Source organism: Marinicauda algicola (assembly GCF_017161425.1).
In the GTDB taxonomy this organism is placed as follows: domain Bacteria; phylum Pseudomonadota; class Alphaproteobacteria; order Caulobacterales; family Maricaulaceae; genus Marinicauda; species Marinicauda algicola.
Genome location: NZ_CP071057.1, coordinates 881,308 through 904,521 on the forward strand (window position 1 = coordinate 881,308; position 23,214 = coordinate 904,521).

The window sequence follows — 23,214 nt, forward strand, 5'->3', positions numbered from 1 at the left end:
CGGCATATGGCGGCAATTTGCGGCGAAAGGTGGCATGGGATGGGCCAGCGAACCCGAACGGGCAAGATTGAAGCTCATGCACCAGGGGGTGCACAAGCCATTGTCTGCACATCTCTTTTTTGGCGTCTCATGCCGGAAAGTGTGGCGCCCGGTTTTCATGGGTTTTGTTGAATTCATTGAGGTTTTTTGGCGCCTGTGGGCGGAGACGCGCCATGGTCGATGACACGGACTTCACCCCCCGGCTCGGCAAGCTGCGCGATGTCGGTGCGGGGTCTTCAAAGCGGTTTCGCGCGCGGGTTCTGAAGGTGGCCAAGGGCCTTCATCGAAAGCCGACGCGGCCCGGCTTTACCGGGGCGCGGATCGGACGCGGGAGCGCAGCGGGAATCCATGCCTTGTCACGCGCCGGACACATTGAGCGCTTCCGGATGCGGCGGGTCGTCGTCAAAGTGCACATTGCGCGCGCCCGAACCGGTATCGGAGTGGCGGCTTATGGAAGGCACCTTGACTACATCCAGCGCGACGGGGTGGACCGCGAGGGAAGGGGCGGCGAGCTTTATGGGCGCGAAGGTGAGCGCGTGGACGGGCGGGACTTCGCAGATCGCAGCCAGGATGACCGTCACCAGTTTCGCATCATTGTCTCGCCGGAAGATGCGGGCGAGATGGGTGATCTGAAAGAGACGACGCGGCGGCTGATGAACGAGATGGAACGCGACCTTGGCACGCGGCTCGACTGGGTCGCCGTCGATCACCACAATACAGGCCATCCGCACACGCATATTGTCATTCGTGGCAAGGACGCGATGGGACAGGACCTTGTCATCGCGCGCGACTATCTGATGAAGGGCCTCCGCGCGCGGGCCGAAGAACGCCTCACCCAGGAACTGGGGCCGCGCCGTGATGTCGAGATCGCGAAAGCCCGGCAGCGTGAAGTGACCATGGATCGGTTCACCGGGCTCGACCGGGAGCTTGCATCACTAGCGGTGAATGACCGGGTTGAACTGCCTCCGGCCTCCGGGGCTCAGGCGAGGTTCACGCGGAGCCTGCAGCGCCAGAGGCTGGCGCATCTGGAAGGGCTGCATCTGGCGGCACCCTCCGGGACTGATGTCTGGCAGCTCAAGCCGAACTGGCAGCGCGCCCTGACGGCCATGGGGCGGCGCGGCGACATCATCCGCGCGCTGGCGGCCGGTGTCGAACATGGCCCGCATCTGACAAAGGTGCACTTCTTCGATGAGCGCCTCGATGATGCGCCGCCTCTTCGCGGGACCGTCATCCAGAACGGACCAGAGGATGAACTCACCGACAAAAGATTCCTGCTCCTTCAGGACTTCGAGGGCACGCCCTGGTATGTGCCGGCCGGAGATGATCCTGTGCCGCCCAGGGGCGCGGTTGTGGAGGTCTCCCGCAAGCAGGGGTCTCCCTCGCGTTCAGACCGGGTCATTACGCAGATCGCTGAGCGCAACGGCGGGTTTTATTCCGACGCGCTGCATGCCGAGGCTGATCCGTCAGCATCGAGCGCCTACCGGCTCGCGCACAAGCGCAGGCTGGAAGCGCTTCGCCGCGCCGGGATTGTGACGCGTGGCATGGACGGCGTCTGGCAAATCGGCGAGCGCTACCTTGAGCAGGCTGCGGAATATGAGGCGGCGCGGGGCGGCGGCATTCGTGTTCGGGTGCGCTCCTGGATGGCCATGGAGGCGCAGATCGAAGCGCGCGCGGAGACCTGGCTCGATCAGGTCAGTCCTACAGAGATCGGTGAAGGCGAAAAGCGGCTGCATGAGGCGCGCCTTTTGCGGCTTGGGTTTCTGCGCCGCGAGGGCTTGCTGGTGGATGAGCAGGACCGGCTCAGCGAAGAGGTTCGCCGTCGCATGCGGCTTGAAGAGCTGCGGCGAGCGGCAGCGGGCGAGACGAACCAGTCTGGTCGGAAGTATGCAGCGCTGGAAACGGGCGAGCGGTTCGAGGGCGTGTTCGAAAGGACAGCTGACCTTGCACAGGGCCGAATGGCGATCATCGGCAATGAGAAAGCCTTCGCCATGGTGCCGTGGCGGCCTGACCTAGAGCGTCAGCGCGGACGCTCGCTGGTGATTGAGGCGCGGGAACACGGGATCAGCTGGACACTGCCCGGTGGGCGGCAGCGGGGGCTGGGGCGTTGACAGTCCTTGCGACTGGTCAGTTTCGCCGAAGCAGACCAGAAGACGAGCATGGACATTCGCGCGACCTTTCTGATCTATCTTTTCGCGGCGGTGGCCGAGATTGCCGGGTGTTTTGCTTTCTGGGCCTGGCTGCGGCTTGGCAAGTCGGTGCTCTGGGTTGTTCCGGGCCTTCTGAGCCTGGCAATATTCGCCTGGCTTCTGACGCTCGTGGACATCGCTGCTGCCGGGCGCGCCTATGCCGCTTATGGCGGGGTCTACATCCTGAGTTCGCTGATCTGGCTGTGGTCTGTCGAAGGTGTGCGCCCCGACCGCTGGGATGCGATCGGGGCGATGATCTGTCTTGCAGGTGCGGCGGTGATCCTGTTTGCGCCGCGCGCGGCAAGTTGAGGCGTCAAGCGTCGGATAGGTGTTCGTGCCGGGCCTCGATCAGGGAGTGATGCCCCTCCGGTTTTGGCGCAAACCAGCGATGCAGGGCGGGCACCACCAGGAGCGTCAGCACGGTGGATGAGATGAGACCGCCGGTGACCACCGTCGCCAGTGGCCGCTGGACCTCTGCACCGACGCCCGTTGCAAAGAGCAATGGGGCAAGCCCCAAAGCCGTCGTCAGCGCGGTCATCAGGACGGGAAGGGCCCGAAGGCCTGCTGCCTCGATGGCAAGCTCATCGCGGCCCCGTCCGGCTCTTGCGAAGTCATCCATGAAGCTGACCAGCACCATGCCGTTGCCGAGCGCGATTCCGAACAGGGCGATGAAGCCCACCGTCGCGGGTACCGAAACCGGCAGGCCCGCGACCCAGAGCGCGAGCGCCCCGCCTGTCAGCGCCAGCGGAATGTTCAGAAGGATCAGAACCGCTGACATCAGGCGCCCAAACGTGAGGAGCAGGATGAGGAAGACGATGCCGAGCGTGATCGGGATGACCACGGCGAAGCGGGCATTGGCCTGCTGCTGCAGTTCATACTGCCCGCCCCATTCGACCCGGTATCCGGGTGGCAGGTCGAGCCCTGCCTCCACCGCAGCCTGTGCATCGGCGACATAGCTGCCAATGTCACGATCGCGAACATTGAGCTGCACGGTGATGAACCGCTCGCCATTCTCGCGCGTGATCTGCCGGGGACCGACGACTTGGCTGATCTCCGCGACGCTTTCCAGCGGAATGCGCGCACCACTTGAGGATTCAAGGATGATGCGTCCGATGGCGGCGGGCGTGTTGCGATCGGCCTCATCGAAGCGCACGACGACCGGGAATTGCCGCACGCCCTCGAAGACCACACCGGCCTCTGCCCCGCCGACGCCAGAGCGCAGCGCGTCCAGTGCCTCTTCGACGCTGAGCCCATATCGCCCCAGCGCCGCACGGTCGAGCGAGACGACGAGTTGCGGCGCGCCGGTAATCTGGTCGGCCTGGACGTCGCTCGCGCCGGGCACCTCCTGAAGGATGGATTGAAGCGCCTGTGAGCCTTCGAGCAGGACCTGCGTGTCCGGCCCGAATATCTTCACCGCGAGCTGCGCCTTCGTTCCGGTCAGGAGTTCATCGACCGACATGGCGATGGGCTGGCCGATATTGACGCGAATGCCCGGAAAGCTGGCGAGATTGTCTGATATCGCGTCGCGCAGATCTTCCGGACTGAGCCCCGCCCGCCATTCGCTGCGCGGTTTGAGCGCCACAAAGGCCTCGATACTGTTGACCGGATCGGCATGGGCGCCGACCTCGCCGCGCCCGATCCGGCTGACGATGGAGTCAATTTCGGGGAAGGTGTCGAGGAGTCGCCTTTCGACGCGGGTCGCTGTCGCGCTGGCTTCTGTCAGTGAGATTGATGGGGCCATGGTGACCCGCAGGAGAATATCGCCTTCCTCAAGGGCAGGCGTGAACTCCGAGCCGAGCCGTGTCGCGGCAAACCCGCCAGCGACCAGAAGCAGCGTGGCAAGGGCGAGGGCTGCGCTCCGCCTGTGAACGAAGAAGGCTGCCAGCGGGCGCACCATCCGCGTGATCCGGCTTTCCTTAACTGTATCGCCGTTTGAGCGCGGCGGCCTCATCAGGCCGAGCGCCAAGGCAGGCGCAATAAGCATGGCATAAATCAGCGATCCGGTCATGGCGAGCGCGGCGGAGGCTGCCAGCGGGCGGAATATCTTGCCTTCGGTCCCCTGCAACGAGAAGAGCGGCAGGAACACGATGATGACGACGGCGACCGCGGCCACCAGTGGCGCAATCACTTCGGCGCTGGAGCGGGCGACGGTCGTGCGATTATCCTCGCCTGCGCCGCGTTCACGAAACCCGCGCGCGACATTCTCGGCGATCACGATGGCCCCGTCGACCATCATGCCGATGGCGATGGCGACGCCGCCAAGCGTCATCAGATTTGCCCCGATGCCGAGCGCATTCATGGCGATGAAGGCAAACCCGACGGAGAACGGGATCGACATCACCACGACGAGGCTCGGACGCCAGCCGCCAAGGAACAGGAACACGACGATGGCCACCAGCAGGCCGCCCTGCCAGAGCGCCGTCGTGACCGTTGCCGCAGCTTTCTCCACCAGCGTGCCCTGATCGTAATAGGGGATCACGCGCACGCCATCGGGTAATGAGGCGTTGATCTCTTCGAAGCGGGCCTTGGCGTTGGCGATCACGTCTGAGGTATTGCTGCCATAGAGTTTGAGCACCAGCCCGGCGACAGTTTCGCCTTCGCCATTGGCGGTCGCCATGCCCTGACGGACCGCCCCGCCGATCACGACCTGGCCGAGATCGCCGACTCGGATCGTGCGCCCGTCAACGGTCTTGACCGGGGTTTCCTCAAGATCCGCGATTGTTGTCGCAAGCCCGACGCCGCGCACGGTGTATTGCTCGGCGCCGATCTCGATATACTGCGCGCCGGCTGTGCGGTTGGCGCTTTCGAGGGCGGCGATCACGTCGCTGACCTGAAGGTCCTGCGCCAGCAGGGCGTCAGGATCGAGCTGCACCTGGTATTGCTTCTCAAATCCTCCAAGTGCGAGCACTTCGGTGACGCCTTCGACCGACTGGAGCGGATATTTGATCATCCAGTCGGCGATCTCGCGCAGTTCGATCAGCGAGCGCGTGCCCGTTTCATCGACGAGGCGGAAATACATGATGATGCCAAGGCCGGTGGAGATGGGGCCCATTTTCGGCGTGCCGAATCCTGCCGGGATGGCGTCGGCGGCCTCGCCGAGGCGTTCGCCGACCACCTGACGGGCGAAATAGACGTCCGTGCCGTCCTCGAAATAGATATTGACCACGGAGAGCCCGAAATTGGAGGTGGAGCGCATCTCCCTGACCTTTGGCAGGCCGGACATGGCGGTCTCGATCGGGAAGGTGACATAACGCTCAACCTCTTCGGGCGAGAGGCCTTCGGTCTCGGTGAAGACCTGAACGAGCGCGGGGGACGGATCGGGGAAGGCATCGACCGGAAGGCTGCGGAAGGCAAACAGGCCACCGAGCGTCATGGCGATGACGGCAATCGCCGCCAGCAGGCGTCCACCTGCAATTCTGTGCATGAAATTGAGCATGATGATCGGATCCTTAGTGTGCGTGGCCGTCGCCGAACGCGTCTTTTTCAAGCTGCGCTTTCAGCGTGAAGGCGCCTTCGGAGACGAAACGGTCGCCCTCTGTCAGCCCTTGACGAATTTCAGTGAGCTCGCCCCGGGACGATCCCGTCTCGACGGGGCGCGGGGCAAAACCGCCTTCGACCGGCACGAAAACAGATGCGCGTCCCTCGACCTCGACGACGGCATCGGATGGCACGTGCAAAATGCGGCCCCCTTCGCCAATCGCGATTTCGGCGGTGACAAACTGGCCGGGCCTGAGACGGCTATCCGGATTGTCGATGATGACCCGCGCTGTACCGGTGCGGGTGGCCTCGTCAATGACCGGCAGGATGAGGGCGATCTCTCCGCGTGCGGCATCAGCGCCGTCACGGGTGCGCAGAATGACCAACTGACCCGGCGCAATTTTGTCGGCATCGGCCTTGTAGATGGCGATATCCGCCCACAGCCTGGACTCGTCCACGATCACGAACAGCGCCTCGCCGCCGGCTTCCACGCTCGATCCCAGCGACACGCTGCGCGAAATCACCGTTCCGGCGATCGGCGCGAGGATGGCTGCATTCGCGAGGGCGCCGTCGGGCGCATCAGAGAGGCTGTCGAGGACAGCGTCGCTGACCCCGACGGCATGGAGCTTGTTCTCCACCGCCTCACGGGCAACGCGCGCGCTCACAAGAGCGGCGCGGGCCGCATCGAGGTCTGCCTCCGAGGTGATCTTGTCGTCGAACAGGCGCTCCTCGCGCGCGAGATTGGACGCTGCGAGATTTTCAGCAGATTTGGCGGTCAGGAAGTCCGCCTTCAGTTCGGCGAGTTCCCGGCTCGACAGGAGTGCAAGGCGCTCGCCGCGCCGGACGATATCGCCTTCACCCTTGTCGAGGCGCGAGACGAGGCCGCTGACCGGGGCAGCGACCCGCGCCACGCGATCCGCATCGAAGCGAAGCTCCGCAGGCAGGGAGAGCGTTTCGGCGATGCGCCCCAGTTCAGCGGTCGCGATGACAATGCCCGCTTCAGCGGCGCTCGCGGCATCCAGCCGAACGACATCACCTTCGTGCTCGCCGCCATGCGCGTCATGATCCTCATCTCCGTCTTCATGAGCATGGTCGCCATGATCGTCATGGGCTTCAGCGCCGCCAACCTGGCGCGTGGACGGCGTGTCAGTTGCACCGCATCCAGCGAGGGTGAGAACGAGCGCAAGCGCCAGCCCGGTCAGTTTTGTGTCGGTCATTGGGTGTCTCCGTCGAATGGGGCCGCGCCGATCAGGCTGCGGAGGATGAGGTCTGCGACGCGCGCATCCCGGCGCGCGGCGATGACGGCGCGCCGGGTCTCGATGAGCACCGCGCGGGCCTGAAGTGTGGTGGTGAGGTCGAACCGGCCGATGGCGTAGCCCTGAAGGGCGGCGGCATAGGCGGCCTCCGCTTCCGGAAGCGCCTCGTCGGTGAGGATCGATAGTCTCGAATTTGACGCCCGGACGCTGGCGGTCGCGGCGAGCTGTTCGGCGCGCAGGCGCGCATCGACCGCACGTGCTGACACCGCTGCGGCCTCGCCGCGAAGACTGGTGGCGCGGGCGGCGTCGCCTCCGCGATCGAAGATGGGCAAGGGTACGCTGATACCGGCGACAAAGGCGCTGTCGCCCGTCTCCTCAAAGCGCCGAAAGCCGCCCGAGAGCGTGACATCCGGTATCGCTTCTGCGCGGGCGCGGGCCAGCTCGGCTTCGCGCGCGCGCACCGCCGCCTCGGCAGCGGCAAGGCGTGGGTGGCTGCCGGGTTCGCCTGCTGCCAGCGATGGCGCGATCTCAAACGCGGTCGGCAGACCGAAGACGGGTTCTGCCGCCCCCCACAGGCTGGCGAGCGCATAGGCGCGCGTCTCGACCTCGCCTGCGGCAAAGGCTGCCTCAGCGCGCAGGCTGGCGGCATCGGCCTGGGCGCGGGAGAGTTCCGGCGGCGCTGCAGCGCCCGCATCGACCCGCTTTGCGACTGTCTCAGCGAGTTCGGTCGCAAGCTCTGCGGCCTCGGTAGCCAGCGCCGCCGTCTCAATGGCGGCGACGAGATCGGCATAGGCAAGTGCGGCCTCGCGTTCAGCTTCGCGCAGGATGACGCTGCATTCAGCCGTGCCAAGCGCCGCGCGGGCGCGGGCGGCGCGTTCGGAAAGGACCCGCTTATTGCCAAGGCGGAAGGTCTGCTCGACAGCGAAGGTCGATTCGGTGCGGTCGAAGCCGGACAGCGCGCCATTTCCGGAGAAATTCTCAAGCTCGACACTGACGGACGGGTTGAGACGACGCCCGGCCTGATCGGCCTCTGCGCTGAGCGCGCGGGCTTCAAGACCGGCGGCGCGGATATCCGGCGAGGCGCGCCGGATTTCGGTGATCACGGCGTCAAGACTTGCCGGTATCTCGGGCGAAAGGGCGCCGGGTTCGGTTGAACCACCCGGCGTGCAGGGGCTTGCAGACGCGCTGCCTGCCGCAAGGAGTGCGGCCAGGGCAAGCGCCGGGACGGCGAGTGCGCCCCGAAACAGAAATGACATTAGGGGAGTGTCCTCGTGCTGATATCTCGAAACGCATGCCGGAGGCTATAAGAGCGGCCCGGCATGATGGCGGTTGAGATTTCAGGCGCGGGGAGGACGGAGCATTTCGTAAGGCGGCGCGTCGAGCATCGCGGCGTCCGGCAGGAATCGGTACCGGCAGGTCGCCGGAGTGAGCGTAAATGGCTCGGCTTCGCCCGAACGCCAGACATGGTGATGGCAACTGCCGCAATGGTGGGCTCTGTGATCGTGCGCAGGTCCCTGCTGGTCATCCGCCGGCGGGGCCGCTTCTCTCTGATGATCTGTCAGGCAGACTTCAGTCGGTTCAGATGCATGTGCCGTCTCCGCCAGCGGCGCAGCGATGAAGGCCAGCGCCAGAAGCGCAGCCAGCATCAAACGCAGTGAGGAAAAGACAGATCCGAAACTCATGCTTGACCCTTAACAGAAAATGATTGCCAAAACATGAGGCAAATTCGCGTTGATCATTTTGTCTAATACCTGCAGTCGCTGGAGGGTCAAGCGCTTAACAGAAAAATTACAGGGCAATGTCGCGGGGACCATGGTCGTCGCTCGCGCACTGATCATGATCCGCCAGACTGGCCAGTACCGCGCAGGTCGCGACTGCGCCGCCTTCACAGGACCGAACCATGCGTTCAAGTTCGCCTTCAAGGGCGCGCAACCTTGCGATGCGCTCTCCGACATTGGCGAGTTGACGACGGGCAGCGGCGTCAATGGCGGCGCAATCGGCCTGAGGCGTCGTCTGCAGCGCAATCAGGTCACGGATGCTGTCCACGGAAAAACCGAGATCGCGGGCGTGTCGGATGAAGGACAGGCGTTCGACTGCGTCGGGTCCGTAAAGTCGTTGGCCGCTTTCGCTGCGGTCGGGCGTGCCCATCAGCCCAATGGATTCGTAATACCGGATCGTCGTCACTTTTACCCCGGCCGCTTTGGAGATCCGGCCGATCGTCATCGGTTTGCCGCGCATGAAAATTCCCTCTTGTCTCTACAGTCGCTGTAGACTGTAGGGCATGCGTCTTGTCAAATTCTGAAGAAAGATCGCCGCATGTCTGCCTTACCCAATGACCCCGCCCAGTGGCTCGTCGCCGCAATGATCGCGAACGCCGTTCTGGCCCTGCCCATGGCTCTGCTTGTGCGGCGCGACTTTGTCCGCCTTGGCCGGGTGTCCTGGCCAATGGCGATCTGGACCGGTGCCGCCATGCACGGCCACGCCCTAGCGAGTTTTGCGCTCGCCTTTGTTGACCGTGGCGGGCTCTATACGCCCGGACCGTTGTCACTGACGGGGGGCACCGGCGTTTTCCTTCTGGGGGCTTTTGTCATCTATCTCGGTCGTCGCGCCTATGGCGATCAGGCCCGGGTCTATGGACTGAAGGAAGATGTGCTGATCGAACAGGGCATTTATCGCCGGTCGCGCAATCCCCAGTATCTCGGTTACGGGCTGATGTTTCTGGGCGCTGCGCTTGCGGGCGGATCAGGCCTTGCGCTGGTCTTCACGCTCGTCTTTGCGGGGCTTGTCCATCTCTATATCCGCTATGTGGAAGAGCCGCACCTGACCCGCATCTTCGGTGGGGCCTATACCGAGTATTGCCAGCGCGTAGGGCGATATTTTCGCGTGTAATGCGACATGGCCTGCGAGGCGGACGCTCTGAATTGAGGAGACTGTCCTGCGCATTCTGATGCCGCCATTTGCCGCCATTCACACTGGGCAGGGCGGTGCGTGTGCGGAACATTGGAGGGGTTTTCTGTTTGGGAGCCCTTGTCCATGTCGCCGTCGAAAATTCTTATTGGTCAGTTTCTCATTGTCCTGACCATCATCGTGGCGACCCTTTGGGGCGCGACGCAATGGGTGGCGCATACGTTTGGCTACCAGCCTGCGCTTGGGCGGCCATGGTTCATCTGGGGTGAGGTGCCGGTCTACCGGCCCTGGCGGCTCTTCCAGTGGTGGTATGCCTATGAGGCCTATGCGCCGGATGTGTTTGCGCGAGGCGGCGCGATCGCTGCCAGTGGCGGACTGCTCGGCATTCTGGCGGCGGTTGTCGGATCGGTTTGGCGCTCGCGCTGGGAAAAGCGCGTCACGACCTATGGCTCGGCACGCTGGGCTGAGAAGCGTGATCTTGTGCGCGCGAAACTGCTGGGCGGCGATGGCGTGTTTCTGGGGCGCTGGAAGGGCCAATATCTGCGCCATGACGGGCCGGAACATGTGCTCGCCTTTGCGCCGACCCGGTCCGGCAAGGGGGTGGGGCTGGTTGTGCCGACCTTGTTGTCCTGGACCGGCAGCGCCGTGGTGCATGACATCAAGGGCGAAAACTGGGACCTGACATCGGGGTGGCGCTCAGGCTTCGGAACCTGCCTGCGCTTTGATCCGACCGATGCCCGTTCGCCGCGCTTCAATCCGCTGATGGAAGTGCGCAAGGGCGCGGGCGAGGTCCGCGATGTGCAGAACATCGCCGACATTCTGGTTGATCCGGAAGGCTCGCTGGAACGCCGCAATCATTGGGAAAAGACAGGGCATGCGCTGCTGGTCGGTGTAATCCTGCATGTCCTTTATGCGGACGAAGACAAGACGCTGGCCGGATGCGCGCGTTTCCTGTCCGACCCGTCGCGGACCTTCGAGAAGACGCTGCAGGTCATGCTGAAGACAAAGCATGTGCGCGAAGGCGATGGGACGCGCACGGTGCATCCTGTGGTCGCCCAGGCGGCGCGGGAACTGTTGAACAAATCGGAGAATGAGCGCTCTGGCGTCCTGTCCACGGCGCTCAGCTTCCTGTCGCTTTACCGCGACCCGGTCGTGGCGGCGGTGACCTCGGCGAGCGACTGGCGGATCAGCGATCTGGTCGAGGGGGAGCGGCCCGTTTCGCTCTACCTCGTTGTGCCGCCGTCGGACCTGTCGCGGACCAAGCCTCTGGTGCGGCTCATACTTAATCAGATCGGACGCAGACTGACCGAATCATTGCCCGATCCGGGACGTCGCAAACTGCTCCTGATGCTGGACGAGTTTCCGGCGCTCGGACGGCTCGACTTCTTCGAGAGCGCGCTCGCTTTCATGGCGGGCTATGGCGTGCGGGCCTATCTCATCGCCCAGTCGCTGAACCAGATCGAGAAGGCTTATGGGCCGAACAATGCGATCCTCGACAATTGCCATGTCCGCATCGCCTTTGCGACCAATGATGAGCGCACCGCCAAGCGGATATCCGAGGCGCTGGGCGCCAAGACGGAGCTCCGGTCGCAGAAGAATTATACGGGCCACCGCCTCGCGCCCTGGCTCTCGCACATGATGGTCTCCCGGCAGGAAACCCAGCGCGCATTGATGACGCCCGGCGAGGTCATGCAGATGGCGCCCACCGACGAAGTGGTCATGGTATCGGGCACGCCGCCCATTCTGGCGAAGAAGCTGCGCTATTTCGAGGATCGCAATTTTACAGGGCGGGTTCTGCCTGCGGCTTCGGTCGCGGCGATTGCGTCGCACATCGTGACTGTATGGACTGAGATGATTGAGGGCAGACCAGCCACGGTCGTCCCCGTCCGGAATGCCGCTGATGAGGGCGGGCGCGATATCGCCCCGGTGCTCGATCCGCCGGAACGGGTGGCGACACCGGAGCACGATCAGACGCCCGAACCGGAACTCGACGACACCGGAGACGCACCCGGCGATCAGGCGCTTGAGACGATCCGGCGCGCTGCCGCGCTCGACCTTGCCGATGACGATACCTTGCCGGAGTTCTGAGATGCCCAAACCACGCGTGAACCTGCGACTGCCCCACAAGCTGCATGCCGAGCTCGAACGGCGCACATCCATGCCGGGCGTGACCAAGGCCAAAGTCGTGGAAGACGCGCTTAACCGTTATTTCGACCCGGAAGCTAATTTGGTGCTGGAGGAACGGCTTCTTCGCCGCATGGATGCCTTCGACCGGCGGCAGGGCGAGATTGAGCGGGACACAGCGCTCTGCCTCGAAACGCTCGCCCATTTTGTCTTCTACTGGCTGACGCGCACCGAACCGATCCCGGAAGGTGAGCGCGACGCCGCCCACGCCCTTGGCCAGAGGCGCTTCGATCATTTCATCCAGCAGGTGGCGAAGAAGCTCGGCAATGCGCGCAGTGTGGCCGCAAGGCTGGACGGAATTGATGCGTCAACCGGTGACGTCGGCGGTCCTGATTCTGATTGATACCGGCAGGCTCGTGGGGGCAGCCTGCTGCGATGCCTGGATCGGCTGACCAGAACGCGCATCAGATTTTCGATGATTCTAAACGGGCCCTCAGGGATCCATCATGCCGTCAAGACAGTCCGCGCCCTCTTCGGCCGTATTGCAGATAGCCATGATCCGGTACGAGCCATCACGGCCCTGCTTGACCATGAAGGCGACTTCGTCACCCTCGGCGAACCCCGAGAGATCGACCTCGCCCATGATGTCAAAGCCCATCGTCATGGCACCCATCTGGATGTCGCCTGCGAATTCGCCGTGCTCAATGGTCAGAAAATCGCCCTGGCTGCCGACCGATCGGATGGTGCCGGTGGCACGACCGATGCCATCGCCCATGGCGTGATCGGCTTGGTCCATGGCGCCCTCTTCGACCATCTCCGTTGGCATTTCGGCCGCACGTTCTGAGCCAGGCGGTGTCTCGTCGGCATTGCCGCACGCGGCCACGCTGAGGGCGAACAGGCTTGCTGTGATCGGGATAAGAGATTTCATTGTGTGTCTCCTTCGAGGCTAGGTTTGAGTGAAATTGAGCTGTCTTCATTGTTTTCGGCGCGCGCGGAAAGCTGGAACCCTGTGCGGATATAATAGATTGCCGGGATGACGATCAGGGTGAGGAGAAGGGTGGACGCCATGCCGCCGATCATTGGCAGGGCGATCCGCCTCATGACATCTGAGCCGAGGCCATCGGTCAGGAAGATCGGCGCGAGGCCCGCAAAGATTGTCAGTACGGTCATGAGTTTCGGACGCACGCGCATGGCGGCGCCCCGGCTGATGGCGGCAAAGAGTTCAGTGCGGGTTTGCGGCTGCGCCTTGCGCACTTCGCTGTCGATATAGAGCAGCATGATGACGGCGGTCTCAACGGCGATCCCGCCGAGCGCGATGAAGCCGACGGCCACGGCGACGGAGAGATTGTATCCCGCGAGCCATACCGCCCAGAGCCCGCCGATCAGCCCGAAGGGCAGACTCGCCATGATGATCAGCGTCCGATCCAGCCGCCCGAAATGCAGCATCAGCAAAAGGAATATCAGAGCGACCGCTGCCGGGATGGCGATGGCGAGCCGGGCGTTGGCCTCTTCCAGCTGTTCATATTGCCCCGCAAATTCCACCGCATAGCCAGCCGGCAGGTCGACCGCCTCAGCCACAGCGGCGCGCGCTTCAGCAACATAGCCGCCCATGTCGCGGCCTTCGATATCGACGAAGACCCAGCCTGTCAGCCGGGCATTTTCGGAGCGGATCATGGGCGGGCCCTCGGCATAGGCAATCGTCGCCAGTTCGCCGAGCGGGATGTGTGCGCCGGCGGGCGTTGGCACGAGGATCTGTTCGAAGTCTTCCGGGCTTTCGCGGAACGGCCGGTCATAGCGCGCGATGATGTCATAGCGCTCGCGGCCCTCAACCGATTGCGCCAGCGGCATGCCGCCAAGCGCGGTTTGTACGACGCCCTGGAACACGCCCATGTCGATATTGCGCCGGGCAAGCTCGGCGCGGTCGGGCGTGATGTCGAGATAGCGCCCGCCGAGAACCCGGTCGGCAAAAGCCGAGCGGGTGCCGGGAATGCCTGTTACCACCGCCTCGATGTCGCGGGCCAGCGCCTCGATTTCTGTCAGGTCGTCGCCGGTCACCTTGATCCCGAGGGGCGTGCGGATGCCGGTCGAGACCATGTCCATGCGGATCTTGATCGGATATCCCCAGCTATTCACAAGGCCGGGCATATTGAGGCGCTGGTCAAGCTCGGCAGTGATGTCGTCTACCGTTATGCCGGACCGCCACTGGTCCTTCGGCTTCAGGGCGATCCAGCTTTCGATCATGGTGAGCGGCGCGGGGTCTGTCGCGGTGTCGGCGCGGCCGGCCTTACCGAAGACGCGCTCGACTTCGGGCACGGTCATGATGACGCGATTGGTCTGGCCGAGAATTTCCCGCATCTTCGTGGCCGATGCGCCCGGCAGGGTTGTTGGCATGTACAAAAGTTCGCCCTCATAGAGCGCCGGCATGAATTCAGAACCGATACGCTTTATGGGCACGATCACGCTGGCCGTGAGTGCGACGGCTATGGCTACCGTCACCCACTTGAACCGTAAGGCAAGATGCAGGACGGGCTTGTACGCCCAGACTGTCCGTCGTCAGGTAATTTGAGACTTCAGGCTGCCTGACTTAAGGAGGGTCTGGCGCATCTGGTTTGAGTTAAGCAGCGGATTGGGCGTGCTGCAAGCGCCGTAGTTTCATCGTCCTCCTTTTGATTTTCTCACGTTCGAGCAGGATGGTCTGGCCGCGGCCCGTATAGACATCTGCCGGAGTGAGATTGTTCAGGCTCTCGTGATAGCGCTGATGGTTGTAGTAGCCAACGAACGCGTCGATCTGCGCTTCAAGGTCTCCGGGCAGGAAGTAGTTTTCCAACAGGATGCGGTTCTTCAGCGTCTGATGCCAGCGCTCGATCTTTCCTTGCGTCTGGGGATGATACGGCGCGCCGCGCGTATGCTTCATTCCCTTGTCGGCAAGATACTCAGCCAGATCGCCAGAGATGTAGGAAGGTCCGTTGTCTGAGAGTAGTCTTGGGCGATGGATCACGTTTACTTCATCGAGTCCGGAAGCCTCAAGCGCCAGGTTCAGCGTATCCTGCACATCGCTCGTCGCCATGCCGGTACAGAGCTTCCAGGCAATGATGTAGCGGGAGAAGTCGTCAAGCACGGTGGAGAGATAGAACCATCCCCAGCCGATCACTTTCAGATAGGTGAAGTCGGTCTGCCAGAGCTGGTTCGGCCCGGTGGTCTTCTCCCTGAACTCATCAGCCGCTTTCATCACGATGAAAGCCGGGCTCGTGATCAGGTTGTGCGCCCTCAAAAGCCTGTAAACACTGGCCTCGGAGACGAAGTAGTGCTTCTCATCGGTGAACGTCACCGCCAATTCCCGGGGAGATAGTTCCGGTTGATCCAGGGCCATTTCCAGTACCTGCTGACGCACCTCGTTCGGGATGCGGTTCCAGACCCGGCCGGAGCCGCTGCGCCGATCCTCAAGCCCGGCTTCACCGAACCGCCGGTAAAGGTCATACCAGCGATAGAAGGTCGGACGTGACACGCCGATCTGTTCCAGCGTTCTTTTCACGGGCTGATGCGATTGCTCCACCAGCCGGATGATCTCCAGCTTCTCGGACGCGGGGTATCTCATTCGATATCCTCCCCATCCCCGATCACGCTTTTTTTGAGGATGCGGTTTTCCAGCGTCAGGTCGGCAACGACCTCCTTCAGATCGCGCATCTCACGCTTCAGGCCACTCACCTCGCCGGATGTCGCCTGCCGCTCCGTGTCGCCCGACAAGCGCTTCTTGCCAGCTTCGAGAAACTCCTTCGACCAGGTGTAGTACAGCCCCTGAGCGATCCCCTCACGCCGACACAGTTCGGCAATCGAATACTCGCCGCGCAGGCCTTCCAGTACGATGCGGATCTTCTCTTCGGCGGAGAATTTACGCCGGGTCTTGCGGCGGATTTCCTTCACATGTTTTTCGGCCGATCCCTCCGGCCCGGATTTCTGTCTCATCTTCGTCCCCTTGGCGGGCTACGATGTGCCAGAAATCCTCCTTAAGCAATTTTCCCGATCTGTCTCATGGTCGCTGACGGGGGACAGTTTCACGTACATGATGTCCAATTCAGAATTTTGGACCGCAATGGTAGGCCCCCTGCTCAGCACGAAACCGGCTTAAAGGATACTGTACTGCTAGCGCCGCGCGAGCGCGTGCGGTTGCTGTTGTCATTTAAAGATTATGCAGACCCGGATACACCTTACATGTACCATTGTCATATACTCGAACATGAAGATGCCGGGATGATGGGGCAGTTCGTCGTCGAAACATAATCCATACAATACCTAACAGACCGAGTGGTTATCCCGATCTCCTATCCTGTTTGATTGGAAGCTTCATATGAGCGCTCACCCAACCTATTCAACCGATAGTATCTTGATTTGCAACTATCTGTTTCTCTGAAGGTCTCATACCTTTCAACATCACTATTGCTAAACCAAGAACAATGGCGATGTCAGCGAGATTGAAGGTTGGCCAGTGAAATCCTAAAACATGAATATCAATGAAATCTGTAACAACGCCGTCAATCAGACGGTCAATGGCGTTGCCCAGAGCGCCGCCGATGATCAATCCGGCCCAGATTGCATCATGCTTATACGTGGCGCGCCACAACCGCATCGCCAAATAAGCAGACACGATGAACGCGATGAAAGCCAGTGCCCATGGCGCCCACTCGCTGTTTGAACTTAGCAGACCGAAGCTGACGCCGCGATTATACCCCAGTCTCAAATCTACAAACGGGAGCAGCTCAACCAAGCCGCCGGACTCGGTCAAATAGGGTATCATAGTGGCTTTTGTGGATAGGTCGGCGATCAGGATCACTACCGCGATAGAGGTTCCCAGCCAACGAACGTGCTGCGTCATTCTGGGTTTGCCTCACTCGCCAACGGGTCTGTCTTGCGGGACGTGACGACACTTAGATCGCGACGCGCATCGCGCAAAATGTTCCACGCCGAATGAAGAAACAAAGCCGCAATCAGGAAGGCCACGATGAGGTCGGGCCAGCGAGTAGACGTCAAGGCAACCAGACCTGCGGCGATGATAACAGCCACATTGCCGATCGCATCATTGCGTGAAAAAAGCCACACAGCGCGCATATTGGCGTCACCGTCGCGATAAGGCAGCAAAGGCAGGACAGCGATGAGATTCACGATCAAGGCAACTAACGCGAAAAGTCCCATTAAGCCGGCTTCAACAGGTGTGTCCGTGAGGGTCTTGAGAACGGTAGAGGCGAGCACCCAAAGCCCGAGCAGGCCGAGAAAGATGCCTTGAATGAATGCAGACCGCGCCCGCCAGGCCAGCGACCAACCGATCGCAAGTAGCCCGAGAAATGTGATCGACCCGTCGCCTAAAAAATCGAGGGCATCTGCTTTCAGCGCCTGAGAATTGGCCATGAAGCCCCCGAAAAGCTCTATGACGCCGTAGCCCACATTCAAGGCAACAACGATCCATAGGGCTCGGCGATAACCGGGTGAACGGATCTGTTCTTCATCAACTCCGCAGCAATCATCATCCGCCATAGCCTATCCTCTCCTCCTAACATTTGAGCGAAAACAGCTTCATGGAACGGCGTTACGACCGTCAAACTTGTCTGTTTCATTCATTGATTTAGTTCGTTGCACCCTATAGCTGCTATAGGTTCAAGGGGAAAAATGAAATGCCAGACCAAAACCGTTCAATTGGGCAGTTATCAAAACTCTCCGGGGTAAAAATCACGACAATACGGTATTATGAGTCTATCGGACTGCTCCCTGAACCGGGACGCACATCAGGTGGACAGCGAGTTTATGACGAAGCGTCGTCCAATAGGCTGCTCTTTATTCGGCAATGCCGTGATCTCGGCTTTCCAATCGAAGCCATTAGGGAACTCATTGACCTTCAATTGACTCCTAATGCAGATTGCCTGGAAGTAGACCGAGTTGCCCGTCACCATCTTGGAGAAGTGGACAAGCGTCTGAAGCAATTGCGCGCCCTTAAAAAGGAATTGAAAGATATGATTGTGTCCTGTGCCGGAGGCGAAGTAGCGACGTGCACGATAATGGAGAGCATCACCAAAGCAACACGTTGATCGCTCAATGGGTTAAAGTAGGAATGTAATATGGACCAATCAGCGAGACACCTGACGGTAGGATTATAGCCGTTCCCGGAGCGCCTCGTAAGGTGTTTTTCCTCCAAAGGCTCCATGTGGTCTGGCGAAGTTATAGAAGCGCTCCCATTCGTCGAGCTTGGCTTCCAGATCGACATCGTCTTTGTACGACAACAACTGGTAGAACTCCTGCTGGTCTGATCGATGTGAGCGCTCCACTTTGCCGTTGAGCTGAGGGCTGCTCGGCTTGATGTAAACGTGGCGGATACCCTTGTCCTCGACATGCCAATGGAACTTGGCCTGGAACTCATGACCATTGTCGGTGCGTATCTGTTGGATGCGGAATGGAAACTTCTCGACGATGTGATCCACGAAATCGATGGCGCTCGCCTGAGTGTGGCGCTTGTAAACTTTCAAGGCGCGCACCCGCGTGGCGTCGTCAATCGCTGTGTACTGGTAACGCTTGACCTTCTGGCCCTGTTTTCCTCTGAAGATCAGGAACTTGACATCCATCTGGATATGATGGCCCGGCACCTGCTTGTTGTAGCGCTGGGTGTGCACCTTTCTCAATCGGGTCCCCCGAGGCAGGCGGTTCAGTCCATGACGCTTGAGGGTGCGATAGACTCCTGCGTCGGATACTTTGATGGCGTGATAGCGCTCAAGGTACCAGACGATCCGGATCGGTCCGAGATGATACGTTCGTCGAAGATGAAGGATCTTGTCTTCGACCTCAGGTGGCATCTTGTTGGGATGATTATGTGGCACAGAACGGGCGACAAGCAGGCCGGCATCACCCTTGTCTGCATAGGCTTTGCGCCATCGATAAAAGCTCGCACGCCCGATCCCGAAATACCGACATGTCTTGCTCACATCACCGTTTCTGTCGGCATGCTGCAAAACCCGAAGTTTGCGTTGAATCTCTCGCTGATCGCTGTTCATTGAAACCACCTTCCTTCCCCAGCGGGGATATTAAAGAAGGTGTCTCGCTGAATTGTACATATCTACAGTCGTTACCCTGTTTGGCGAACAAGCCTGACGATGAATTTGCGATGACGTTCCTGCTCCAGCCCGTGAAGAATGATGAGCCTGCACTTGCCGGTGCGCCCATGATTGGCGCAGCGCAAAAGCTTCTGGCCTATCTGGCCGAACATGATGCGATCGGCCTGACGAAGGGTAAGGCGTTTCAACGCAAGTTCGTGCACTGGGCGGCTGCCGAGTTCGACTGGCCAGGCTGGGAAGAGGACAAGCTGTTCCTCGTCGACAAGGTGCTGAATGAGTACGATTTCCCGCCGCTCGAAGCCCTGCATTTCGTTTTGCTGAAACTGAAGCTGATCCGGCATTACAAGCTGACCTGTCGGCTCACCAAGGCGGGCAGGGAGGTTGCTGGCAAGTCCGGCGATCTCTTCAACCTGATGGCGCCGTTCTGGCTGTTCGAAATCGATCATGCCGCCTCGTCCCGGATGCCCGAGCCGAGGCTTGGCAACTGGGATGTGTTTCTCGGTGTACTGAATACGGAGGCGGCGAACGGCGTGACATGCGGCGCGCTTCGGGAAATCCTCTATGGTCCACCGGACGCCGGACAGCCCTATGACCGCACGCCGGGAATGATCTGGTCACAGGTGCTTCAGCCGCTGTGCTGGATGGGCTTACTGGCCGAGACAATGTCAGACGATCGACAACATTTCGCTGAACGCGTCTACACGACGACCAGTCTTTGGTCGGAGGCCTTTCTGTTCCCGCTTGATGGTCAGGTCGGTTTGGTGACGCTGCATTGAATGCGTGCTTCGACCGGAGACCGACTAAGGCCTGCTCGACGAGGGGCGGGTGGAGTGTAACCTTCGTAACCCTCAAGGGTGCTTTAGCGGGCCACGAAGAGGACACTGAGGAATCTTTACACCGACGCTGAGCCATCGACTTCAGTTTATGTCGAGGGCTGCTCTCAGATAGGTCCAGATATCGGCCAAGACCGTGCCTAGCGGGACGCCTTTGAGTTCCGTACCTTCAGCGTAGGTCAGCCATTGCCTGGCCTTCGCCGCATCTTCAGCGAATGCAACGGAGAGACCTTGGGGCGCCTCCGTCGGGACAGGTGTGTTTCGGCGTTCGAACGTGGCCGCGATGGCTGCACGCAGGTCTGCCGGATCAATTTCGGTCGCCTTCGGGATGGCCCAGAGATCGTAGAAGTCTTTCATGCGGCCGTTGATGAGACCGAGCGCGACGACCGCCTGGAACTTCTCGGCGATCACCGTGGCAGGTGAATAGGCGCGTATGCGTGCGGCTTCGAAATCGAGGATCGATCCGTATTCGATCTCATAGTGTGGATCGGGCAGGGCGTCACCGAAGCCAAGATCAATGGTGATCGGAATTTCTGTCTTGCCGAGATGGGCCACCGTTCGCAGTCGTTTGCCGCCATAGACCTGATCTTCGCGTATGTCTGTCGTGGTGATGGTGTCGATGCTGAACTCAAGACCGTCGCCGGCGTCGAGTGCCAAGATTTCCGCAAAAATGGTGGTCAGCGCTGCATCGCCGGTTTCGCCGAACGCGAGGAAATCAATGTCGCGTGTGAAGCGGCCGGGATCGGTGGTCCAGAGGGTGACCAGCATTCCGCCCTTCAGGACAAACTTGTCACGGTGCGGAGATTTGGAGAGGCGAAAGATCAGCCGTTCCAGGCCAAACGCCACAAGCAGCGTCTGGAAGTCGCGGCCCTCTGACCGGGCAAGGTTCAGGAGGCGCTGGCGAACCGAAGTTGCGATGTTCGTTGGTGACTTAGCCATTCGAGGTCAGCGCCTCCAGATAGGGGCGCATGATCCTGGCGGCGCCATAGTCCGCAGCGGCCTGCATCAGGACGGCCGGCGTGGCCTTGCGTTGATCGAGGGCCGCCTTGAGCGCCTCGATCGCAACCGACCGATCGACCAGTTTCGGATTGCGGAAAGCATCTGCAATCGATTTTGGCACGGAATAGATGCGCACCTGCGTTCCGCCGATCCTGTGTGTCTCGATGCCGTCCGAAAAATAGGGCTCGCGGAACCTGACGACGCGCACGGGCGGATAGGCGATCGACGGCTCCCAGTCCTTCGCGCCAATCGCAAACCAGACCTTGCGGGGGAGTTGGTCTGTTAGACCATGAAAGGCCAGTGCGGAGAGAAGGCAGATGACCGACCGCGGTGCCCGCTTGGCGACTTCCGCCAGATTGGTGTTGAGGTCTGCTTCCGCATCGGCTGCCTGATAGAGGCCGCGACCAATCCGGACCACGTTGCCGGCTTCCACCGCCCTTGAGATCGCGGTGGCGCTGACGCCGATCTCCCGCAGCTCGAAAGCGCGGGCGATGTCGTGATCGCGGAGATAGGCGAGGAGCCTGTCCTGCTGGGTGACGGGGTGTGAAGAGGCGTGTTTCATATTCTCGGACAAGATGCATTTCTGTCCGAGGTTATGTAACACATTGATTGGCATTCGTCGAGCCGGTGATAAGAGCAGTCCGGCCATGATGCGATCGCAAGCTGGAGCCGACACCGTAATTCGGCTAAGGTCAGGCTGTGCACTGGAATCGTGGCAACTGCAACGACGCGTCATGCGTGCATCATTCAATTTGCCTACGGAACGATATTGCCGGAATCGGCGACGGTAGTTTTCCACAGGTTTTTTTGCAAAGCGTTGATTCAAAACTATAATTTCAGTTCTTTCATCATCGAGTGGGAGTAGGGAAGTGAGGTTGCCGGGCATCGTCACCGGGCTGTTTGCCGTTCTGGCCGGAATTCTCGCGGGACCATTCGTCGAGAAGGCGATCGCTGATGAGCCTGTGAGCCTGGACGAAGCCCTCGTGATCGTTCCCGCTGTCGAACTTGACGGCGACCCGGGACCGACGCTGGAAATGCGCATGCGACGCTACGGTGTCGTGGCAGTTAGTCTGGCGCGGATCGAGGATTTCGAGCTCGTGGAGCGCTCCGTGGTCGGGACGCTTGCAAATGGTGGCTCGACACCCGCGACGCCGGACACGCAGTTTCAGGCAGCCTCGATCAGCAAACCCGTCGCTGCGTTCGCGGTGATGAGCCTGGTGGACGACGGCTTGGTCGACCTGGACGCACCAGCGAACAGCTATCTCGAAAGTTGGCGCATTCCTGAATTGAATCCCGGCGAGCCGGTAACGGTCAGGGACTTGCTTTCCCACACGTCCGGTCTTGGTCCACGATCCTATCCGGGGCTGGAGCGTGGAACGCCGCCGCCCTCGTTGACGCAGATCCTCGACGGCGCACCGGAGTCCTACGGCGACCCGGTGTCACCCGTTTCGCCAAAGGGGGCCTATGCGTACTCCGGCGGCGGCTACATGGTGCTGCAAGCCTTGATCCAGGACGTGACCGGCCAGCCGTTCGAGTCATATTTGCGCCAGCGCGTGTTCGACCCTGCCGGCATGACGGATTCCAGCTATGCGTTGCGCGAGCATGCCGACGGCGCGTCGTTCGGCCATGACTGGACCGGCGCGCCAGTTGAAGGCGGATGGGCGGAGTACCCCCAGGCGGCAGCCGCCGGCCTGTGGTCTTCGCCGACCGAGCTTGCGAACCTGCTCCTGTCCTACATGCGCAGTTATCGAGGAGAGGCCGGGGGTGTGGTATCGCCGGAATCTGCGCGCCTGATGGCACAGCCCGTGGTCCAGGGCATGGGACTGGGCTTCGGCGTCGACGGCGAGGGCGAGGCCCGCCGCCTGTCCCACGCCGGATGGTCGCTCGGCTACCGGGCCTACCTTGTCGCTTACCCGGAAACGGGTGATGGGATCGTCATCATGACCAACGGACAGGCTGGCCATCATCTCATCGACGATGTCCTGCGCACCTATGGGCGCAGTTACGGCTGGCCCGGCTTCGGGGAGTCGCCCCGCCTGTCGGCGGCCGCCTGGAGCGAAGCACGGCTCGAGGCGACTGCCGGGCGATACGGTGTGGCGCCGGCCGGTTTCGAAATCGAATTGAAACGCCGAGGGTCGGAATTCGAGTTGATCACTGCACGCGGCTCTCGGTATCGCGTCGTGCCGACCAGCACCGATCGTATGAGCCTTGTTGAGACCGGAGACGCAGTCCAGGTGGACTGGAACACGGGAACACTCACGATCTGGGGCATGAGCGCTGCGCCCCTCCAGGCCGATTAGCC

21 protein-coding genes and 1 pseudogene are annotated in these 23,214 nt (G+C 61.3%); 9 read left to right on the forward strand and 13 right to left on the reverse strand.

The genetic code is table 11. The features are described from left to right. Positions 1-212: 212 nt before the first annotated feature. Both JW792_RS04375 and JW792_RS04380 read left to right on the forward strand, forming a co-directional pair. Positions 213-2,147 carry a DUF3363 domain-containing protein gene (locus tag JW792_RS04375; protein ID WP_135997618.1) on the forward strand — a complete coding sequence of 645 codons (1,935 nt, stop codon included), beginning with the start codon at positions 213-215 and terminating at the stop codon, positions 2,145-2,147. A gap of 48 nt (positions 2,148-2,195) precedes the next feature. After that, positions 2,196-2,534 carry a YnfA family protein gene (locus JW792_RS04380; RefSeq protein ID WP_135997617.1) on the forward strand — a complete coding sequence of 113 codons (339 nt, stop codon included), beginning with the start codon at positions 2,196-2,198 and terminating at the stop codon, positions 2,532-2,534. A gap of 4 nt (positions 2,535-2,538) precedes the next feature. Here JW792_RS04380 and JW792_RS04385 read toward each other — a convergent pair whose 3' ends face one another. The 5 genes from JW792_RS04385 to JW792_RS04405 all read right to left on the reverse strand — a co-directional run bounded on the left by JW792_RS04385 (position 2,539) and on the right by JW792_RS04405 (position 9,196). Beyond that, positions 2,539-5,661, reverse strand: a complete 3,123-nt coding sequence (locus JW792_RS04385) for an efflux RND transporter permease subunit (protein WP_135997616.1) — start codon at positions 5,659-5,661, stop codon at positions 2,539-2,541. 13 nt (positions 5,662-5,674) lie between these two features. Then, the gene (locus JW792_RS04390; RefSeq protein ID WP_135997615.1) at positions 5,675-6,919 is read right to left on the reverse strand and encodes an efflux RND transporter periplasmic adaptor subunit; all 1,245 of its coding nucleotides are present in this window, start codon (positions 6,917-6,919) and stop codon (positions 5,675-5,677) included. Then, a complete protein-coding gene (locus JW792_RS04395; protein WP_135997614.1) occupies positions 6,916-8,214 on the reverse strand; it encodes a TolC family protein in 1,299 nt (432 codons plus the stop codon). The genes JW792_RS04390 and JW792_RS04395 overlap by 4 nt, the downstream gene beginning before the upstream one ends. Before the next feature lie 81 nt (positions 8,215-8,295). Further along, a complete protein-coding gene (locus JW792_RS04400) occupies positions 8,296-8,640 on the reverse strand; it encodes a hypothetical protein (RefSeq protein ID WP_135997613.1) in 345 nt (114 codons plus the stop codon). A gap of 106 nt (positions 8,641-8,746) precedes the next feature. Continuing rightward, positions 8,747-9,196, reverse strand: a complete 450-nt coding sequence (locus tag JW792_RS04405) for a MerR family transcriptional regulator (RefSeq protein ID WP_135997612.1) — start codon at positions 9,194-9,196, stop codon at positions 8,747-8,749. A 78-nt stretch (positions 9,197-9,274) separates the two neighbouring features. Here JW792_RS04405 and JW792_RS04410 point away from each other — a divergent pair, with 78 nt between their 5' ends. From JW792_RS04410 to JW792_RS04420, 3 genes are all read left to right on the forward strand, one after another. After that, positions 9,275-9,847 (forward strand): methyltransferase family protein, encoded by a 573-nt coding sequence (locus JW792_RS04410; RefSeq protein WP_135997611.1) that lies wholly within the window; start codon positions 9,275-9,277, stop codon positions 9,845-9,847. A gap of 144 nt (positions 9,848-9,991) precedes the next feature. After that, complete coding sequence (locus tag JW792_RS04415) at positions 9,992-11,953, forward strand: conjugal transfer protein TraG (RefSeq protein WP_135997610.1); 1,962 nt, start codon at positions 9,992-9,994, stop codon at positions 11,951-11,953. 1 nt (position 11,954) lies between these two features. Continuing rightward, positions 11,955-12,392, forward strand: a complete 438-nt coding sequence (locus JW792_RS04420; RefSeq protein ID WP_192900998.1) for a hypothetical protein — start codon at positions 11,955-11,957, stop codon at positions 12,390-12,392. A gap of 90 nt (positions 12,393-12,482) precedes the next feature. Here JW792_RS04420 and JW792_RS04425 read toward each other — a convergent pair whose 3' ends face one another. The 3 genes from JW792_RS04425 to JW792_RS04435 all read right to left on the reverse strand — a co-directional run bounded on the left by JW792_RS04425 (position 12,483) and on the right by JW792_RS04435 (position 15,952). Beyond that, the gene (locus tag JW792_RS04425) at positions 12,483-12,917 is read right to left on the reverse strand and encodes a copper-binding protein (RefSeq protein WP_206340897.1); all 435 of its coding nucleotides are present in this window, start codon (positions 12,915-12,917) and stop codon (positions 12,483-12,485) included. Next, positions 12,914-14,485, reverse strand: coding sequence for an efflux RND transporter permease subunit (locus JW792_RS04430; protein WP_241095055.1), 1,572 nt, complete (start codon positions 14,483-14,485; stop codon positions 12,914-12,916). Before JW792_RS04430 ends, JW792_RS04425 begins: the two co-directional genes overlap by 4 nt. Before the next feature lie 118 nt (positions 14,486-14,603). Further along, positions 14,604-15,952, reverse strand: a protein-coding gene (locus tag JW792_RS04435; RefSeq protein WP_206340810.1) for an IS3 family transposase whose coding sequence is annotated in 2 segments (ribosomal slippage) — positions 14,604-15,619 and positions 15,619-15,952 — 1,350 coding nt in all. Because the reading frame shifts where the segments join, the coding sequence is not laid out codon by codon here. Positions 15,953-16,039: 87 nt separating this feature from the next. Here JW792_RS04435 and JW792_RS17190 point away from each other — a divergent pair. Beyond that, positions 16,040-16,267: pseudogene (locus JW792_RS17190) on the forward strand (multicopper oxidase domain-containing protein); the annotation flags it as partial. An 88-nt stretch (positions 16,268-16,355) separates the two neighbouring features. On the opposite strand, the gene lspA reads toward JW792_RS17190, so the two are convergent. Further along, positions 16,356-16,859 (reverse strand): signal peptidase II, encoded by a 504-nt coding sequence (gene lspA / locus JW792_RS04445; RefSeq protein ID WP_084391394.1) that lies wholly within the window; start codon positions 16,857-16,859, stop codon positions 16,356-16,358. Then, positions 16,856-17,515: a cation diffusion facilitator family transporter gene (locus JW792_RS04450; protein WP_084391393.1), complete on the reverse strand. Its 660-nt coding sequence runs from the start codon at positions 17,513-17,515 to the stop codon at positions 16,856-16,858. Before JW792_RS04450 ends, lspA begins: the two co-directional genes overlap by 4 nt. Positions 17,516-17,652: 137 nt before the next feature. Between JW792_RS04450 and JW792_RS04455 the strand changes: the two genes are divergently transcribed. Beyond that, positions 17,653-18,063, forward strand: a complete 411-nt coding sequence (locus JW792_RS04455) for a MerR family transcriptional regulator (RefSeq protein WP_084391392.1) — start codon at positions 17,653-17,655, stop codon at positions 18,061-18,063. Positions 18,064-18,126: 63 nt separating this feature from the next. On the opposite strand, the gene JW792_RS04460 is transcribed toward JW792_RS04455, so the two are convergent. Continuing rightward, complete coding sequence (locus JW792_RS04460; protein ID WP_135997627.1) at positions 18,127-19,020, reverse strand: IS481 family transposase; 894 nt, start codon at positions 19,018-19,020, stop codon at positions 18,127-18,129. A gap of 110 nt (positions 19,021-19,130) precedes the next feature. On the opposite strand from JW792_RS04460, the gene JW792_RS04465 reads away from it, so the two are divergent. Beyond that, positions 19,131-19,856 (forward strand): hypothetical protein, encoded by a 726-nt coding sequence (locus tag JW792_RS04465; RefSeq protein WP_135996990.1) that lies wholly within the window; start codon positions 19,131-19,133, stop codon positions 19,854-19,856. 141 nt (positions 19,857-19,997) lie between these two features. Here the strand turns inward: JW792_RS04465 and JW792_RS04470 are convergent, their stop codons facing one another. After that, positions 19,998-20,852, reverse strand: a complete 855-nt coding sequence (locus JW792_RS04470) for a nucleotidyl transferase AbiEii/AbiGii toxin family protein (protein WP_135996988.1) — start codon at positions 20,850-20,852, stop codon at positions 19,998-20,000. Then, positions 20,845-21,561, reverse strand: coding sequence for a type IV toxin-antitoxin system AbiEi family antitoxin domain-containing protein (locus JW792_RS04475; protein ID WP_206340898.1), 717 nt, complete (start codon positions 21,559-21,561; stop codon positions 20,845-20,847). The genes JW792_RS04470 and JW792_RS04475 overlap by 8 nt, the downstream gene beginning before the upstream one ends. 226 nt (positions 21,562-21,787) lie before the next feature. Here JW792_RS04475 and JW792_RS04480 point away from each other — a divergent pair, with 226 nt between their 5' ends. Beyond that, the gene (locus tag JW792_RS04480; protein WP_135996986.1) at positions 21,788-23,212 is read left to right on the forward strand and encodes a serine hydrolase domain-containing protein; all 1,425 of its coding nucleotides are present in this window, start codon (positions 21,788-21,790) and stop codon (positions 23,210-23,212) included. Positions 23,213-23,214: the final 2 nt, after the last annotated feature.